19 protein-coding genes are annotated in these 18628 nt (G+C 31.0%); all 19 read left to right on the top strand.

The window, feature by feature from the left end:
• Window positions 1-23 precede the first annotated feature (23 nt).
• The 19 genes from fabD to H3N56_RS05480 all read left to right on the top strand — a co-directional run bounded on the left by fabD (window position 24) and on the right by H3N56_RS05480 (window position 18580).
• Window positions 24-938 (top strand): ACP S-malonyltransferase, encoded by a 915-nt coding sequence (gene fabD, locus H3N56_RS05570; protein WP_185880272.1) that lies wholly within the window; start codon window positions 24-26, stop codon window positions 936-938.
• A gap of 69 nt (window positions 939-1007) precedes the next feature.
• A complete protein-coding gene (gene acpP / locus H3N56_RS05565) occupies window positions 1008-1232 on the top strand; it encodes an acyl carrier protein (protein ID WP_185880271.1) in 225 nt (74 codons plus the stop codon).
• Window positions 1233-1304: 72 nt separating this feature from the next.
• The gene (fabF, locus tag H3N56_RS05560) at window positions 1305-2546 is read left to right on the top strand and encodes a beta-ketoacyl-ACP synthase II (protein WP_185880270.1); all 1242 of its coding nucleotides are present in this window, start codon (window positions 1305-1307) and stop codon (window positions 2544-2546) included.
• 25 nt (window positions 2547-2571) lie between these two features.
• Entirely contained in the window at window positions 2572-3282 is a 711-nt protein-coding gene (gene rnc / locus H3N56_RS05555) for a ribonuclease III (protein ID WP_185880269.1), read from the top strand.
• Complete coding sequence (locus H3N56_RS05550; protein ID WP_185880268.1) at window positions 3269-4318, top strand: elongator complex protein 3; 1050 nt, start codon at window positions 3269-3271, stop codon at window positions 4316-4318. Before rnc ends, H3N56_RS05550 begins: the two co-directional genes overlap by 14 nt.
• Window positions 4290-5756, top strand: a complete 1467-nt coding sequence (locus H3N56_RS05545; protein ID WP_185880267.1) for an Rne/Rng family ribonuclease — start codon at window positions 4290-4292, stop codon at window positions 5754-5756. The genes H3N56_RS05550 and H3N56_RS05545 overlap by 29 nt, the downstream gene beginning before the upstream one ends.
• Window positions 5757-5765: 9 nt before the next feature.
• Window positions 5766-6257, top strand: a complete 492-nt coding sequence (gene coaD / locus H3N56_RS05540; protein WP_185880266.1) for a pantetheine-phosphate adenylyltransferase — start codon at window positions 5766-5768, stop codon at window positions 6255-6257.
• Window positions 6258-6269: 12 nt separating this feature from the next.
• Window positions 6270-7643, top strand: coding sequence for a DNA repair protein RadA (gene radA / locus H3N56_RS05535; protein WP_185880265.1), 1374 nt, complete (start codon window positions 6270-6272; stop codon window positions 7641-7643).
• Entirely contained in the window at window positions 7636-8709 is a 1074-nt protein-coding gene (disA, locus tag H3N56_RS05530; protein WP_185880264.1) for a DNA integrity scanning diadenylate cyclase DisA, read from the top strand. The genes radA and disA overlap by 8 nt, the downstream gene beginning before the upstream one ends.
• A gap of 13 nt (window positions 8710-8722) precedes the next feature.
• A complete protein-coding gene (locus H3N56_RS05525; RefSeq protein ID WP_185880263.1) occupies window positions 8723-9388 on the top strand; it encodes a response regulator transcription factor in 666 nt (221 codons plus the stop codon).
• 2 nt (window positions 9389-9390) lie between these two features.
• Window positions 9391-10644 (top strand): sensor histidine kinase KdpD, encoded by a 1254-nt coding sequence (locus H3N56_RS05520; protein ID WP_255492158.1) that lies wholly within the window; start codon window positions 9391-9393, stop codon window positions 10642-10644.
• Between the two features lie 64 nt (window positions 10645-10708).
• Window positions 10709-11674 (top strand): BMP family protein, encoded by a 966-nt coding sequence (locus H3N56_RS05515; protein WP_185880262.1) that lies wholly within the window; start codon window positions 10709-10711, stop codon window positions 11672-11674.
• A gap of 70 nt (window positions 11675-11744) precedes the next feature.
• Window positions 11745-12923: a phosphopentomutase gene (locus H3N56_RS05510; RefSeq protein WP_185880261.1), complete on the top strand. Its 1179-nt coding sequence runs from the start codon at window positions 11745-11747 to the stop codon at window positions 12921-12923.
• A gap of 24 nt (window positions 12924-12947) precedes the next feature.
• A complete protein-coding gene (gene deoD / locus H3N56_RS05505; protein ID WP_185880260.1) occupies window positions 12948-13649 on the top strand; it encodes a purine-nucleoside phosphorylase in 702 nt (233 codons plus the stop codon).
• Between the two features lie 22 nt (window positions 13650-13671).
• Entirely contained in the window at window positions 13672-14070 is a 399-nt protein-coding gene (gene cdd, locus H3N56_RS05500; protein WP_185880259.1) for a cytidine deaminase, read from the top strand.
• A 98-nt stretch (window positions 14071-14168) separates the two neighbouring features.
• Window positions 14169-14822 carry an N-glycosylase/DNA lyase gene (locus H3N56_RS05495; RefSeq protein WP_185880258.1) on the top strand — a complete coding sequence of 218 codons (654 nt, stop codon included), beginning with the start codon at window positions 14169-14171 and terminating at the stop codon, window positions 14820-14822.
• Window positions 14823-14921: 99 nt separating this feature from the next.
• Window positions 14922-16244 carry a tRNA (N6-isopentenyl adenosine(37)-C2)-methylthiotransferase MiaB gene (gene miaB / locus H3N56_RS05490; protein ID WP_185880257.1) on the top strand — a complete coding sequence of 441 codons (1323 nt, stop codon included), beginning with the start codon at window positions 14922-14924 and terminating at the stop codon, window positions 16242-16244.
• Between the two features lie 12 nt (window positions 16245-16256).
• On the top strand, window positions 16257-17507 hold the full coding sequence (rho, locus tag H3N56_RS05485; RefSeq protein ID WP_185880256.1) for a transcription termination factor Rho: 1251 nt from the start codon (window positions 16257-16259) through the stop codon (window positions 17505-17507).
• Entirely contained in the window at window positions 17504-18580 is a 1077-nt protein-coding gene (locus H3N56_RS05480) for a peptidoglycan DD-metalloendopeptidase family protein (RefSeq protein WP_185880255.1), read from the top strand. The genes rho and H3N56_RS05480 overlap by 4 nt, the downstream gene beginning before the upstream one ends.
• The last annotated feature ends 48 nt before the right edge of the window (window positions 18581-18628 follow it).

Genomic DNA, 18628 nt, shown 5'->3' with positions numbered 1-18628 from the left:
AATTAATAAAAGGAGGCATTTTAATGTCTAAAATAGCTTTTGTTTTTCCTGGACAGGGAACACAGTATGTGGGAATGGGAAAAGAACTCTATGAAAATAGCGAATTAGCTAAAAAAGAGTTTGATAATATTTTTGAAAATATAAATTTCGATTTAAAAGACATTATGTTTAATGGACCAGAATCTGCTTTAAAAGAAACTAAAAATACTCAACCAGCAATAGTTGCTATGAGTTTAGTACTTGAAAAACTATTGAAATCAAAGGGAATTAAAGCTGATTATGTTGCTGGACATTCTGTTGGAGAGTACGCTGCTATAGGAGCTGCAGGATTTTTAACAACTGATGAAGTGGTTAAACTTACTTCGGCTAGAGGACAATTTATGAATGAAGTTGCTGTATCTATCGATGGTGGAATGGCAGCTATAATAGGTTTAGATTCAGAAAAAATAAAAGAAGTTTTATTAGATGTAGATGGAATTGTAGAGGCTGTAAATTTCAATGAACCTAATCAGACTGTAATCGCTGGAGAAAAATCTTCTATCGATTTAGCTTGCTCAGCTTTAAAAGATGCTGGAGCTAGAAGAGCTATGCCTCTTGCTGTATCAGGACCTTTTCATTCATCGCTTATGAAACCAGCTGGTGAAAAATTAAAAGAAGAAGCTGAAAAGTATAACTTTAAAAATTCAGAAATTGGATTAGTAGCCAATACAACAGCTGAAGTAATAACTACTCCAGAAGAAATTAAAAATGAGATATATTCTCAGAGCTTCGGACCAGTTAAATGGGTTGAAACTATAAAGAAATTAAAAGATTTAGGAGTTACTGAAATATACGAAATTGGGCCAGGAAAAGTTCTTTCAGGTCTTATAAAAAAAATAGATAAAGATATAGTTGTTAGAAACATAGAGAAGTTGGAAGATTTAGAGAATCTAAATTAATAAAGCTTGAAAAGAGTTAGTAAATTTGTTAATATTATATATATAACACAGAATTTAAGGAGGAAAAAAATGTTAGATAAAATAAGAGAAATAGTAGTAGAGCAATTAGGTGTAGACGCGGATCAAGTTACTTTAGAAGCAAACTTTGTTGAGGATTTAGGAGCAGATTCACTAGATACAGTTGAGTTAATAATGGCTTTCGAAGAAGAATTTGACGTAGAAATTCCTGATACAGATGCAGAAAAAATTAAAACTGTACAAGATGTTGTAAATTATATCGATTCACATAAATAAGAACTTAAAGGGGTATGATTTAATACCCCTTAATTATATTTTTTGAAAAATTAATTCAGAGGTGAAAAATAAGTGAGAAGAGTAGTCGTAACAGGGTTAGGAATGATAACTTCCCTAGGAACAGGTGTTGAGAAATCTTGGAAAGCAATAAAAGAGGGAAAAACAGGAATAAAATTGATTGAATCTTTTGATACTACTGATAATCCTGTTAAAATAGCAGGAGAAGTTAGAGATTTTGAACCTACAGAATTTGGAATGGAAAAAAAGGAACTTAAAAAATTAGCGAGAAATACTCAGTTTGCTATAGCAGCTACTAAAATGGCTATAGAAGATTCAGGTTTAGTTATAGATGAGAAAAATGAAAATAAAGTTGGAGTTATAGTTTCATCAGGTATCGGAGGAATAGAAGTTTTCGAAGATCAACATGCGACTATGATTGAAAAGGGAGTAAGAAGAATATCTCCATTTACAATACCAGCTATGATATGTAATATGGCTTCTGGAAATGTAGGAATATATTTTGGAGCTAAAGGACCAAACAAAGCTGTTGTTACAGCTTGTGCTGCAGGAACTCACTCAATAGGAGATTCTTATGAGATGATAAAATCAGGAAGAACAGATGCAATGATTACAGGTGGAACAGAAGCTTGTATAACTAAATTTGCTATCAATTCATTTGCAAATATGAAAGCTCTTTCTACAAGAAATGATGAGCCTGGAAAATCTTCTAGACCATTTACTGCTGATAGAGATGGATTTGTAATGGGTGAAGGTGCTGGAATTTTAATTTTAGAAGAGTTAGAATCAGCAAAAGCAAGAGGAGCAAAAATTTATGCTGAGGTAGTTGGATATGGAGAAACTTGTGATGCTTATCATATAACTTCACCATCAGAAGGTGGAGAAGGAGCTGTAAGAGCTTTTAGAATGGCATTAGAAGAAGGAAATATCACTTTAGATGAAGTTGATTATATCAATGCTCATGGAACATCAACTCCTGCAAATGATAGAAATGAAACTGCTGCTATAAAAGAAGTATTTGGAGAGCACGCTTATAACTTAAATGTTAGTTCTACAAAAGGTGCAACAGGACATGGTCTTGGAGCAGCTGGTGGAATAGAAGGAGCAATATTAGCATTATCAATAGCTGAAGGAGTTATACCTCCAACAATAAACTATGATATGCCTGATCCAGATTTAGATTTAAATTACACTCCAAATGAAATGGTTAAAAAAGATATTAGAGTAGCTATGTCAAGTTCTTTAGGATTTGGTGGGCATAACGCTGTAATAGCTATGAAGAAGTTCAAGGACTAATAAAATTAAAAAAGAGGTAGATGAAGTGAAAAAAAACTTTTTAGAGCTTGAAGAGAAGTTAGGATATAATTTTAAAAATAAAGAGCTCCTAAAAAATTCACTTGTACATAGATCCTTTGGAAATGAAAATCGTAAGTATAAAAAGATAAACAATGAGAGACTAGAACTGCTGGGAGATGCAGTTCTAGATCTTGTTGTTACAGAATATTTATATAAAAATTTTCGTAATTCAACAGAGGGAGATTTAGCAAAAATTAAATCTATGGTTGTAAGTGAACCGATTCTTGCAAAAATATCAAAGGAATTAGATTTTGGAAACTATCTTCTTTTAAGTAAGGGAGAAGAGATAACTGGTGGTAGAGAGCGTAGTTCAATATTAGGAGACGTATTTGAAGCTATACTTGGTGCCATATACATGGATTCAGATTTTGAAACAGCAAAAGAGGTTGCATTAAAACAGATAAAACATTCAATTGACCATATAAATGAAAATGAGGATATTTTAGATTTTAAAACGATTCTTCAAGAATATAGTCAAAAAGAATATAGAGCAATACCTATATATGAAGTTGCAAAAGAAGTTGGACCAGATCATCAAAAGATATTTGAAATATTTGTAAAGATAGGAGATAATATTTTTGGTCATGGAACTGGTAGAAATAAGAAAAGTGCAGAACAAGCAGCAGCAAAAGAACTCTGCAAAAAGTTAGGAGTAAAATTAAATGAAACATTATAATATTCCAGTTTTTATAAGTCACTTCGGGTGTCCTAATGATTGCGTATTTTGTAATCAAAAGAAGATAAACGGGAGAGAAACAGATGTTAGTTTAGATGACTTGAAGGATATTATAGAGTCCTATTTAAAAACTCTTCCAAAAAAATCCAAAAAAGAGGTGGCTTTTTTTGGTGGAACTTTTACTGGAATCTCTTTAGCACTACAAAAAGAATATTTGGAAGTAGTTCAAGATTATATAAAAAATGGAGATGTAGAAGGAATAAGAATATCTACAAGACCAGATTATATAACTAAAGAGATAGTAGATATGTTGAAAGAGTATGGAGTAACTACAGTAGAATTAGGAGTTCAATCTATAGATCCCAAAGTTTTAAAAGCAACGGCAAGATATTATCCCGTTGAAAAAGTTGAATATGCGTCTAAACTTATAAAAGAAGCTGGAATAGAATTAGGCATTCAAGTTATGATTGGACTTCCTGAATCAACTTTCGAGAGTGATTTTGAAACAGCTAAAAAAGTTGTGAGTTTAAAGCCTGAAATAGCAAGAATATATCCAACACTAGTAATTAAAGAAACAGAGATGGCAGATATGTATCGTAGAGGTACTTATAAGGCTCTAAGCTTGGATGAAGCTGTTGAGAGATGTAGGAAAATATATTCTTTATTTGAAATAGAGGGCATAAATGTCATAAGGGTTGGTCTTCAACCTTCGGATGATTTGAGAGAAGATGGTAATGTAATCGCAGGACCTTTTCATCCAGCTTTTAGAGAAATTATAGAAGGAGAAATTTACTATAGTTTCCTAAAGAGAATATTAGAATCAGAAGGAAAATTAGAAGTTAGAGTCAATGAAAAAAATGTGTCTAGAATAGTTGGAATAAATAAGATAAATAGAGTTAGGCTGGGTAGAATTTTTGAGATTAAAATAGATAACTCTTTTGAATTGAATGAAATTCAAGTAAATGAAAAGACCTATTTTAGAAAAGAGATTCTTGAAGGGGAGTTAAATGAACCAGATAATAATAAACATAGATAAATTTCAAACTCGTGCTGCTATTTTAGAAAACGGTAAAGTTTTGGAATTTTTTATAGAAAGATATGGGGAAGGAACCATAAATGGAAATATTTATAAGGGAAAAGTTGCTAATGTTCTTCCGGGAATGGAGTCAGCTTTTGTAAATATTGGACTTGAAAAAAATGGATTTCTTTACGTAAATGATCTAAGAGAATTTGAAGAAAAATATTTAGATGGAATTGAAAATAGTAATAGACCTATTGAAGATATACTAACTGTTGGTGATGATGTAGTTGTTCAGGTTTTAAGCGAGCCAAGAGGAAGTAAAGGAGCTAGAGTTACAACACATTTTACTGTTCCTGGAAAATACTTAGTGCTTATGCCAAATAATGATCACATAGCTATTTCTAAAAAAATAAAAAATGAAAAAGAAAGAGCTAGACTTGAGGAATTATTCAAAGAGATAAAACCTGATGGAATGGGAGTAATTATTAGAACTGCTGCGGAAGGAAAATCTATTTACCATTTTGAAAGAGAGATTCAGTATCTTTCAAAAAAATGGGAAGAGACAGACAGAAAAATTTCAAAAGCAAAAATTGGAGATACTCTTTACAGAGATAATGATATAGTTACAAAAATATTGAGAGATATTTTCAGTAATCAAATAGATGAGTTAATTGTAGATAATGAGGAAGCTTATTGGGAAATAATAGATTATATCAATGCATTTAGTGAAAATAATCTGAAGACAAAAATTAAACTTTATAGAGATAGCAAAGATATATTTGAAGTATATAACATCAATAAGGAAATAGAAAATGCCTTAAAAGAAGTAGTTTGGCTTGAATGCGGAGGATATTTAGTTATCCAAAAAACAGAAGCCTTAATAAGTATAGATGTAAATACTGGAAAAAATACTGGAACTTTAAATTTAGAAGAAACGGTTGTGAATACAAACGTTGAGGCTGCAGTTGAGATTGCAAGACAGCTAAGACTTAGAAATTTGAGCGGAATAATAATAATAGATTTTATTGATATGAAACTTGAAGCAGATAAGATTAAAGTGACAGAAGCTTTAGAAAAAAGTTTAAGCAAAGATAGAATAAAAAATAATATAATTCATTTCACAGATTTAGGTCTTGTAGAGATGACTAGAAAAAGAACTGGAAATCCATTATTTTATTATTTCCAAGAGGAATGTCCAAAATGTAATGGAACAGGAAGAATAAAATCTAAAAAATCTATTGTAGAATCTATAATAAAAGAAATTAAAGAACTATCTACAGAAGAGGATATAAGAAAAATTAAAGTAGTTACTACTAAGGATATCTGCCATAAGTTAGAGGAAATTTATCTAGATTTTATAAATTCATATTTAGCAAAAAAAGGAAAAATTTTAGAACTTGTAGAAAGTATTCATGGTGAGAAAAATGATTATAATATTCTTCTAGAGAAGTAGGAGGAGAACATGAAAGTTGCAGTTTATGCTGGAAGTTTTGATCCAATAACAAAAGGACATCAGGACATAATTAGAAGAGCTTCAAAGATTTGTGATAAATTGATAGTGGCTGTTTTAAACAATAGTTCAAAAAAATACTGGTTTAATTTGGAAGAAAGAAAAACTATGGTAAAGAAACTTTTAGCAGATTTACCAAACATAGAAGTAGTTGATTTTAGTGGATTACTTGTAGATTTTATGGTAGAAAATTCAATCGAAGTTATAATAAGAGGGTTAAGAGCTGTTTCAGATTATGAATATGAACTGACACTAGCTTACGGAAATTATGACATTTCAGATGGTGAAATAGAAACGATTCTTATTCCAGCAGCAAAAGAATATTTATATTTAAGTTCAAGTGTAGTTAGGGAAATTGCTACATATAACGGTAAATTGGATAAATTTATTGATGAGAGAATAATCGATGATATTAGAAAACGTGCGGGAGAGTTGAAAGGCTAAGAAGGAGAAAGAATGTCGAAAAATGGATTTTATATATGTAATGAATGTGGTTTTAAGTCGATAAAATGGGTAGGTAAATGTAGCAACTGTGGAGAATGGGGAACTTTTGATGAAGAGATAAGTTCAACTTCTAAAAATGCTGTAAAAAATAATTTATCCATGGTAGAGCTTTCAAATAAAGTGGTATCTTTTTCAGATATTCAATTGGAAAAGGACTTTAGATATAAAACTACAATTTCTGAATTTGATAGAATCCTTGGTGGTGGATTGGTTAAAGGACAAGTAGTTCTAATAACTGGAAATCCAGGTATTGGAAAATCGACACTTCTTCTTCAAACTGCAAAAGAATATACAAAATATGGAGACGTACTTTATATATCTGGGGAAGAATCTCCAGCACAAATAAAGTCAAGAGGAGAGAGATTAGGAATAAACAGTTCTAATCTTTACCTTATGTCTGAAACAGATATTCAAAATATATATGAATATGTGACTATAAAAAAACCAAAGGTAGTTATAGTTGATTCAATACAAACTCTTTACAACTCAGCTTTTGATTCTATTCCAGGAACACCAACTCAGATAAGAGAGTGTACTTTAAAAATAGTTGAAATGGCAAAAAAGCAAGATGTGTCTTTTTTTATAGTAGGTCATATAACTAAAGATGGAAAAGTGGCTGGACCAAAGCTTTTGGAACATATGGTAGATGCAGTTTTTCAATTTGAAGGTGAAGAGGGACTATTTTATAGAATATTAAGAAGTCAAAAAAATAGATATGGGTCAACAAATGAATTAGCAGTTTTCAGTATGGAAGAAGATGGAATAAAAGAGATAATAAATTCTTCGGAGTTTTTCCTTTGTGAAAGAGAGGAAAAAAATATTGGAAGCATGGTAGTACCAGTTCTTGAAGGAACAAAAGTATTCCTATTAGAAATACAGACTTTAATTACAGACGTAACAATTGGAATTCCAAAGAGGATAGTACAAGGATTTGATAGAAATAGAGTTCAAATTTTAATATCTATTGCAGAAAAAAGAATGGGAATGCAACTTGGAATGAAAGATGTTTTCATAAATGTACCAGGTGGACTTTCTATAAATGATCCAGCGGCAGACTTAGGAGTACTTATATCTATAGTTTCAATTTATAAAAATGTAGAGATAAGTCAAAAGATTGCGGCAATTGGAGAGTTAGGACTTAGAGGAGAAATAAGAAAGGTTTTCTTTATAGACAGAAGATTAAGAGAGCTTGAAAAATTAGGATTCAAAGGTGTTTACATACCTGAAGCAAATAGAAAAGAAGTAGAAAAAAATAGTTACAAATTAAAGCTGATATTTTTAAAAAATTTAGATGAATTTCTAGAGAGGGTGAGTAAAGATGGATAATAACGATTTATTAAGCATTCTTTCCCAAGTTACTCCAGGAACTAGATTAAGAGAGGGAATATATAATATTCTAGATGCAGGTATGGGTGCTCTTATAGTTGTAGGTATGGGTGAAGAGGTTAGCAAAATGATTGATGGGGGATTTCAAATAAATTGTAGCTATACCCCTGAAAAAATATATGAGTTAGGGAAAATGGATGGAGCAATAATAGTTGATAATAAAATAGAAAATATTTTATATGCTAATGTTCATCTTCAACCCGGAATGGAATATACTACAAATGAGAGTGGGACTAGACATAGAACAGCTCAAAGAGTTGCAAAACAAAGTGATTTATTAGTTATAGCTATATCTGAGAGAAAAAAAGTAGTAACTTTGTATAAAGGTGAAATGAGATATAGACTTAAAAATATGTATGAAGTCATGACTGAGGCTTCACAAGCTCTAAAAACTTTAGAAAGATACAGATATGTTCTTGATAAATCTTTAGGAAATCTTACTATACTTGAACTTGATGATTTAGTTACTCTTTATGAGGTGACTTCTGTACTTCAAAGATTTGAAATGGTAAGAAGAATAATGAGAGAACTAGAAAATTATGTTATAGAATTAGGAACAGAAGGAAGACTTATAAATCTTCAAGTTGAAGATTTAATACAAGGAGTAAAAGAAGAAAAACATAATTTTATAAGGGATTATTACAACGGAGATAGTAATGGAGAAAAAGGAGAATTAGAAATCTCTATTATAAATGACGAATTAGAAAAATTAAGTGATAGCGAATTATTGGAGTTAGAGAAACTTTCATATATTTTGGGATATGGAAAAACATATTCTGTTCTAGATAAAAGAGTATCTCCTAAAGGGTATAGAGTTTTAGATAAGATTACAAAACTTAATAAGAAAGATATAGAAAAATTGATATCTATTTATAAAGATCTTTCAACTATCCAAGTAACTTCTATGGAGGATTTGATAGAAGTAAAAGGAATAAGTAAATTTAAAGTTAAAGCTATTCAGACTGGTCTGAAGAGATTGAAATTAACTGTTGAATTAGAAAAATAGAATAGTGGTGATTATGAAAAAGATTTTGATTGTTGAAGATGAATGGAAAATTAGAAGGCTTATGAAGGATTATTTAGTAAAAGAGGAATATGAAGTTGATGAAGCGTCAAACGGTGAAGAGGGGCTTGTTAAATTTTCTCAAAAAGAATTTGATCTCATATTATTAGATGTAATGATGCCAGTAAAAGATGGCTGGGAAGTAGCTAAGGAAATCAGAGAAAGATCTAATATACCTATAATAATGTTAACAGCAAGATCTGAAGAAAGTGACCAGTTATTTGGATATGAATTAGGAATAGATGAATATATGATTAAACCATTTAATCCTAAACTTTTAGTGGCAAAAATAAAGGCAATTTTAAGAAGAGATTCAAGTGGAAATGATGGAAAAGATGGGGAAGTCATACTTGGAAGTATATCTATAAATATGGATAAACGTGAGGTCAAGTTAGATGGTGTATTGATTGAATTGACACCGAAAGAGCTGGATCTTTTAAACTTTTTTATAGAAAATAATAAAAATCCTCTGTCTAGAGAAAAGATTTTAAATAGTGTTTGGGGTTGGGATTATTTTGGAGATGAAAGAACCGTAGATACTCATGTTAAAAGACTCAGAAAAAAAATTGGAGAAAATTATATTCAAACTGTAAGAGGTTTTGGATATAAAATGGAAGTGTAATTATGAAAATGAAGATAAAAGGGAAAGTAATTTTACTGATATTTTTAGTCGTATTTATAATGATTTCAGGACTTCTAGTGACGAACAAATTTTTTCTTGAGAAATTTTATCTGGAAAATAAAGAGGACACTCTTTTAGAAATAGGAGCTAAAGTTGTAGATCCTAATACAACTATTGATTTTCAACAGCTAGAGAGAGAATATAATGTTTTGATAAGTATAGAAAAATTTCAAAATTTAAATAGCTTTTCTTCAGAGGGAAGTTTAACTAAAGAACAAGTTGAGCATATAAGAGAAGTTTTAGAATCTGGAAATAAAATATTTATGAATATAAATATGAAAGACTACAGAGGAGAGAGTATATATCTTTTCTATCCATATTTGAGAGGGAAATATATAGAAATTTCAACTCCTTTAAGTTTTATTCAAGAGGGAATGAAAATATCAACTGAGTATCATTTAAAGTTATTAGCTTTAACACTTGTTTTAGGAATATTTCTGGCATTTAGTTTGGAAAGAGGAATAGAAGAATTAAATGAAACGAATGAAAGATTAAAAGAAGAAATAGAAAGAGAAAGACAAATAGAAACTCTTAGAAAAGAATTTATTGCAAATGTAAGTCATGAATTAAAAACGCCAATTGCTATTATCCAAGGATATGCCCAAGGATTATTTGAAAATATAGCCAGTGATGAAGATAAAGAATTTTATGCTGAGACTATAATAGAAGAAAGTAAAAAAATGGATGGATTAGTTCGTGAACTTTTATTAATTTCACATATAGAAAGTGGACAGTTAAAACTTACAACTGAAAGATTTGATATAATCCTCCTAATTGAAGAAATTGTGGAAAGAATTATTGTGAAATATCATGATTTTAAAGTTGAACTTCCAAGTGGAGAAGCTTATGTATATGGTGATGAAACCTATATAAGTAGAGTTTTACAAAATTTAATAGAGAATGCTTTTAAGTATTCGGAGGAATCAAAATCTATAAAAATTGGTGTGGAAGAAAAAAGTGATGTATATCAGATATATATAGAAAATAGGACAACTCAAGTGAAAAAAGAGGATCTTAAAAATATATGGACACCGTTTTATAGGATGAATAAAAATAGAAATAGAGAAGGTCATGGGTTGGGTCTTGCTATAGTGAAGGGAATTTTGCAACAGCACAAAAGTAAATTTGGTGTAGATATAGCGAAGGAAAAGTTGAGAATATGGTTTGAATTACCAAAAAAAACTTTTTTTTACTAAAAATATATGGTAAAATTCTACAGGATTAACTTTGTTAATATAATCGAATTGAGGGGGGAATGAAATGAAAAAATTAGTAACTCTTACTTTAGGTTTAATGCTTGCCATAAATGCATTTGCAGCAAACCCGTTAAAAGTTGGAATAGTTCTTTCAACAGGAGGATTAGGAGATAAATCTTTCAACGATTCAGCTTACAGAGGATTGGAAAAAGCTAAGAAAGATTTAGGAATTGAGTTCAAATACGTTGAACCAGCTTCTCCAGCAGAAGATGAAGAATTTTTAAGAGAATATGCTGAAGCAGATTATGATTTGATAATTGCTACAGGATTCCAAATGACGGAATCGGCAAAAGCAGTTGCAGCAGATTATCCAAATTCAAAATTTGCAATAATTGATGATGTAATTGATTTACCAAACGTAAAATCTTTAACTTTTAAAGAAGAGGAAGGATCATTCTTAGTTGGAGCTTTAGCAGCTATGATGTCTAAGACAGGAACAATTGGATTTGTTGGAGGAGTAGAAAATCCTTTAATTAAAAAATTCGAAATTGGATATGAGGATGGAGCAAAATATGTAAATCCAGCTATCAAAGTTCTTTCAGTTTACACAACTGGACCAAATCCTTTTAACGACCCAGTTAGAGGTAAAGAAAATGCAATTTCTGAAATAAACCAAGGTGCAGATGTAGTTTATCATGCAGCTGGTGGAACAGGAATGGGTGTTATTGATGCAGCTAAAGAAAAAGGAGTTTACGCAATTGGTGTAGATTCAAACCAAGATGGAGTTGCACCAGGAACAGTATTAACTTCAATGATAAAAAATGTTGATGTAGCAGTATTTGATACTGTAAAAGCTGTAAAAGATGGAGAATTCAAAACTGGAGTAACAATTTACGGTGTTGCTGAAAACGGTGTTGGAGTTACAGATCTAGAGTTTACAAAAGATAAAATCGGAGCAGAAAAAATTACTAAGTTAAAAGAAATTGCTGATAAAATTAAAAACAAGGAAATTATTGTTAAAAGCAAATAATGAATAAATAGGGGGCTGGTTTAGTATTCTAAATCGGCCCTTTATTGTCCATGTAAAGGAGATGATATTAGTGAATAAAATAGAAAGAGCAACAATAATAGTTTTAGATAGTGCTGGTGTTGGATTTATGCCTGATGCAGCAGAATTTGGAGATGTTGGATCTAATACTTTAGGAAATATTGCCTTGGCTTGTGGAGGATTAAATGTAAGCAATATGGAAGATTTAGGTCTTGGAAACATAACTGAGATATTAGGAGTTAGTAGAGTAGAAAAATCTCTTGGAGCTTACGGAAAAGCAAACGAGCAATCAAAAGGAAAAGATACAACTACTGGACACTGGGAAATAGCAGGAATAGTTCCAGAAAAACCATTTCCAACATATCCAAATGGATTCCCTGAAGAAACTTTAAAAGAGATTGAAAAAAGAACAGGTAGAAAAATATTATGTAATCTTCCGTATTCTGGAACTGCTGTTTTAGACGACTATGGAGATGAGCAGATGAAAACGGGAGATTGGATAGTTTATACTTCAGCTGATCCAGTTTTACAAATAGCAGCTCATGAGGATATAATATCTTTAGACGAACTTTATAAAGCTTGTAAAATAGCACTTGAAGTTTGTAAAGAATATTCACCAGTTGCAAGAGTTATAGCAAGACCATATGTTGGAAGTGGAAAAGGTCATTTTGTAAGAACCGCCCACAGACATGATTACTCAGTATTACCTCCTAAAGATACTATGTTAAATAGAATTGAAGAGGCGGGATTATCGGTAATCGGAATAGGAAAAACTTCTGATATATTTGCAGGGGTAGGAGTAACTGATGATAGGGGAACTAATAAAGATAATTTAGATGGAATTTTAAAAACTATCAAAGCTTTGCAAGAGAAATCAAAAGGATTAATTTTTACAAATTTAGTTGATTTTGATATGAAGTATGGACATAGAAGAGATCCAAAAGGTTACAAGTTAGCACTTGAAGAGTTTGATGAGTATCTTCCACAAATAATGGAAAATATGGGAGATAATGAGATTTTAATAATAACTGCAGATCATGGGTGTGATCCAACTTTTTCTGGAACTGACCATACAAGAGAATATATACCAATCATGGTATATGGAAAAACTATGAAATCTGGGGTAAATTTAGGAACAAGAACCAGCTTTACAGATATAGCTGCCACAGTTGAAGAATTACTTCTTGGAAAGACAGATTTAAAAACTAGTTTTGCTAAAGAGATATTTTAATAAATATAAATTAGGGAGGAATATATGAGCGTACATATTGGAGCAAAAAAAGGAGATATAGCGGAAACAGTATTATTACCAGGAGATCCTTTAAGAGCAAAATGGATAGCAGAAACATTTTTAGAAGATGTAGTATGTTATAATCAAGTAAGAGGTATGTATGGATATACTGGAACTTATAAAGGGAAAAAAGTTTCTGTTCAAGGAACAGGAATGGGAATTCCATCAATTTCAATATATGCTAATGAGTTAATTAGAGATTATGGAGCTAAAAATTTAATAAGAGTTGGAACTGCAGGTTCATATAGAGAAGATGTAAAAATAAGAGACGTAATATTAGCTATGTCTGCATCAACAACTTCTGGAATAAATAATTTAAGATTTGGTGGAGCAGATTATGCACCAACAGCTTCATTTGATTTATTTATGAAAGCAGCTAATCTAGCAGCTCAAAAAGGTATAGCTTTAAAAGGTGGAAATGTATTAACCGCTGATGAATTTTATGGTGATAACTTTGATTCATATAAAAAATGGGCAGAGTTTGGAGTTCTTTGCGTTGAGATGGAAACTGCAGCTCTTTACACAGTTGCAGCAAAATACAATGTAAATGCTTTGAGTATTTTAACTATATCTGACTCTTTAGTTACTGGAGAAGAAACAACTTCGGAAGAAAGACAGACAACATTAAAGGAAATGATAGAGATAGCTTTAGAAACAGCTCTATAGTCCAATAAGATTTGGAGGAACAATGAACTTAACAGAAAAAGAGATATTAGAGCTACTAGACGAGTCAATAAAAGCCAGAGAGAATGCTTATGTTAAATATTCTGGATTTAAAGTTGGAGCAGTAGTAGTAGATGAAAATGGGAAACACTATGCTGGAGCAAATGTTGAAAATGCTTCGTACGGTCTTTCAAATTGTGCTGAACGTAGTGCAATATTTTCAGCAGTGAGTCAAGGTATGAAAAAAATAAAAATAATTGTTATTGTGGCAGATACTACAGGACCAGTAAGTCCTTGTGGAGCTTGTAGACAAGTTATAAGTGAATTCGCAGACAATGAAACAGTTATAATACTAGGGAATCTAAAGAAAGATTACCTTATTAAAACAATGGAAGAAATACTTCCTTATGGATTTGTATTATAAAATTTGGAGGGTTGTAACTAAAAAAAGTTACAACTCTCTCTTTTTTTATACAGAGTTTTGAGTTAAAATCATAGAGAGGATAATTTAAGGAGGAAAAAATGAAAAATGAGTATTTTTATGAAATAGAAAAAGTTTATATAAAAATGAAAAAAGATATCCAAAAGAGATTGAAAGAATTTAAGGATACTTGGACGAATGGTGACAATTTAAGCATTCATGCAGAATTGTCATTTTGTATATTAACTCCGCAATCAAAAGCTAAAAATGCTTGGAGAGCTATAACTGAATTAAGAGATAATGGACTTTTATTTAATGGGACAGTAGAGGAGATAACTCCATATTTAAATATTGTGAGATTTAAGAATAATAAGGCCAAGTATTTGGTAGAGTTAAGAGAACAGATGACAAATGTAGATCATCATATTATAACAAAAGATTTTTTTAGTAGTTTTCCCAATACTCAAGAGAGGAGAGAGTGGATAGTAAAAAATATAAAAGGGATGTCTTATAAAGAAGCTGGACACTTCCTAAGAAACGTAGGATTTGGAGAAGAAGTAGCTATTTTAGATAGACATATTTTGAGAAATTTAGTTAGATTAGAAATTATACATGAGATACCTAAAACAATTACTCCGAGATTATATTTGGAGATTGAAGAGAAACTAAAGAAATATTGTTCCGAGGTAGGAATTCCAATGGATGAAATAGACTTACTCCTATGGTATTTAGAGGCTGGGGAGATATTTAAATAGAGAAACAATTTATTTGATAAATAAAATATGCCATGGTATAATTTTCATAATTATTGATGAAAAAATAATCACTTATATATATAGTTATGAGGAGGAAAAATGGCTAAAAAAGCAGCAGTAGTTACTTACGGATGCCAGATGAATGTTAATGAGAGTGCAAAAATAAAAAAAATATTTCAAAATATGGGATATGAGGTAACTGAAGATATACATGAATCGGATATAATATTTTTAAATACATGTACAGTAAGAGAAGGCGCAGCGACTCAAATATATGGAAAAATGGGAGAGTTGAAACAAATAAAAGAGCAAAGAGGAAGTATTATTGGTATAACTGGATGTTTTGCTCAAGAACAAGGAGAGAAATTAGCCAAAAAATTCCCAATAATTGATTTAGTAATGGGAAATCAAAATATAGGAAAAATACCTTCTGCTATTGAAAAAATTGAATTGGGAGAAGAAGAATATATAGTTTATACAGGTGATGAAGATGAGGTTCCGCCGAGACTGGATGCTGATTTTGAATCACCAAGGACAGCTTCAATCCCAATAACTTATGGATGTAATAATTTCTGCACTTACTGTATAGTTCCTTATGTTAGAGGAAGAGAAAGATCAGTTCCATTAGAACAGATATTAGATGAGATCAGAGTGTTTGTTGAAAAGGGATACAAGGAGATAATTCTTCTTGGGCAAAATGTTAATTCATACGGTAAAGATTTTAAAAATGAAGATACGTTTGCAAAATTATTAGGAGAAATTTGTAAGATTGAGGGAGAATTTATAGTAAGGTTTGTATCTCCACATCCTAGAGATTTTACTGAAGATGTAATTGAAGTAATATCTAAAAACCAAAAGATTTCAAGATGGCTACATATGCCTATCCAATCAGGATCTTCTAGAATTTTAAAACTTATGAATAGAGGTTATGATAAGGAAAATTATATAGAACTTGCAAAAAAAATTAAAAATAAAATTCCAGATGTATGTTTAACAACTGATATAATAGTCGGTTTTCCAGGTGAAACAGAAGAGGACTTCCTAGAAACTTTAGATGTTGTTAGAAAAGTTGAATTTGGGACAGCATTTACATATATGTATTCCCAAAGATCTGGAACAGTTGCAGCTAAGATGGATGGGCAAATTTCAGATGAGCTAAAAAAAGAAAGACTTTTAAGACTTATGGAGATACAGGATGAAATTGCAAAGCAATTCAGCCGTTCTTTTATAGGTAAAGTTGAAAGAGTGTTAGTTGAAGGACCAAGTAAAAAAAATAAGGATATTTTAAGTGCTAGAACATCTAGCAATAAAATTGTTTTATTTGATGGAGCCGATGATTTAGCCGGGACTTTCCAAGATGTAAAGATAACAGACACTTTATCGTGGTCATTATCAGGAGAAATGGTTAAAGAAAAAAAATAACTTGGGGGCGAGATGGAGAAACTGGAGAAATTTTTGTTAAAGGAACTACAAGAAATTGCAAAACAATTAGGTATAGATTATTCAAGCAGAACAAAAAAATCGGAAGTAATTCAGTTGATAGAGGAGTATTTGGAGAGTAAAGAATTAACAGATATTGCTTGGGGTAGTTTAGATGTCCTAGCAGATGGATATGGATTTTTAAGAGGAACAAACGTTGAAAAAGACGTGTATGTTTCAGCATCCCAAATTAGAAGATTTAAATTAAGAACAGAGGATTTTGTTGTTGGAGAAGTTAGAGAGCCAGCTCCTGAAGAAAAGAACTATGCTTTGAAAAAAGTATTACTTGTAAATGGTGGAACTATTCAAAAAGCTGAATCAAGAGTGCCGTTCGATGAGTTAACACCTTCATATCCAACAGAACATATTAAGTTAGAGAGCGATCCTAAAAATATAGGTGGAAGAATAATTGACCTAATTGCTCCTATTGGAAAAGGGCAAAGAGGACTTATTGTAGCACCTCCAAAAGCAGGAAAAACTATCTTAATTAGTAATATTGCAAATTCAATTATTGAAAATCATAAAGAAGTAGAGGTTTGGATTCTGCTAATAGATGAAAGACCAGAAGAAGTAACGGATATCAAAGAGTCAGTTAAAGGAGCACAAGTATTTTCATCAACATTTGATGAGGATCCTAAAAATCATATAAAAGTTACAGAGATGGTTCTGGAAAGAGCTAAAAGAAAACTTGAAAACGGAGAAGATATAGTAATTTTAATGGATTCTTTAACAAGACTTGCAAGAGCTTATAATATAGTTATTCCATCAAGTGGAAAGTTGATTTCCGGAGGAATAGATCCAACAGCTCTATATTATCCTAAAAAATTCTTTGGTTCAGCTAGAAATATCAAAGATGGTGGAAGTTTAACAATAATAGCTACTGCACTAATTGATACTGGAAGTAAAATGGATGATGTAATATATGAAGAGTTCAAGGGAACTGGAAATATGGATATTCATTTAGATAGAAATTTAGCAGAACTTAGAATATATCCAGCCATAGATATTCAAAAGTCTGGAACAAGAAAAGAAGAGTTATTGATATCGAAAAAAGATTTGGATGCTATTTGGAAAATCAGAAGATATTTAGCACAGTTTGATAGAGCTACTGGGGCTAAAAAATTGATAGATTCAATATCAACAACACCAAGTAATGAAAAACTCCTTGAGATTTATGAGAAGTCGGTTGAGAGGGGGAAATCATGAAGTTTTTTCTAAAGAGCTTAATTGGGGTAGGATGTCTTTCATTAGCTATTTTCAAATTTTATCCCTCTCTTATAGGAGAACCCATCGATGTTGAAAAATTTTCAGATTTTTATGTTTCAGAGACTGTAGAATCAGAAGAAGAAAACGGTGGTATAGAGTTATTAACTAGTAATTTCTATAGTGTTGAAAGAGAGTATAAAATAATTAAAGAAGAAGAAAAAACCACTGAAATAGTTGAAAAAACAGAAGTTGAAGAGTTTAAAACACCTCAAAAAGAGATTTATACTGTTAAAAGTGGTGATACTTTAAGTGGTATAGCTGAAAAGTATAATATAGATTTAGAAATACTTCAAGCCAACAATCCAAAATTATCTAAAACACTAAAAATTGGTGATGAGATAAATATAATAACTGAGAATGGAATTTTTTATGAGGTTAAAAAAGGAGATTCTCTCTATAGAATTGCATCAAAATATAAAGTTAAAATAGACGAACTGAAAAAATATAATAATGAATATGCGAACAATTTAAAGCCAGGTCAGGAAATTTTTATAAAAGATCCAGATCTATCGGTTGTAAATAGAGTTATATTGGCTAAAAAAACAAGACCAGTTGAAACAACAGTAAAAACTGCGAAAGTTAGTCAATCTAAGACTAAAAAATCTGTTACAAGTAGTTTAGCTAAATATTCATTTAATATGCCTGTGAAGTGGACTGGAGTATCAAGTCCTTTTGGAAATAGATTCCATCCAGTATTAAAAAGATATATTCAACATACGGGTGTAGATTTAAAGGCCAGATATATTCCTCTTCAAGCAGCAAAAGATGGACATGTTAGTTTTGTTGGATACATGTCAGGATATGGTAAAATAATAATAATAAAACATAATGATGGGTTTGAAACTAGATCAGCTCATTTAAATGATATATATGTAAAAAAGGGAACAAGAGTTAAAGCTGGTGATGTAATAGGTAAAACAGGTATGAGCGGAAGAGTAACAGGACCTCATTTACACTTTGAAATCAGAAAAAATAATAAACCTTATGATCCAATGAAATACCTAGCAAGATAGTCCTGGACCCGGATGGGATCTAGGACTTCTTTACTAATATAAAGAAGG

The sequence above is a fragment of the Cetobacterium sp. 2A genome, assembly GCF_014250685.1.
In the GTDB taxonomy this organism is placed as follows: Bacteria; Fusobacteriota; Fusobacteriia; order Fusobacteriales; family Fusobacteriaceae; genus Cetobacterium.
Note: the sequence above shows the minus strand (reverse complement) of the source record. Positions and strands in the feature narration are given on the sequence as shown.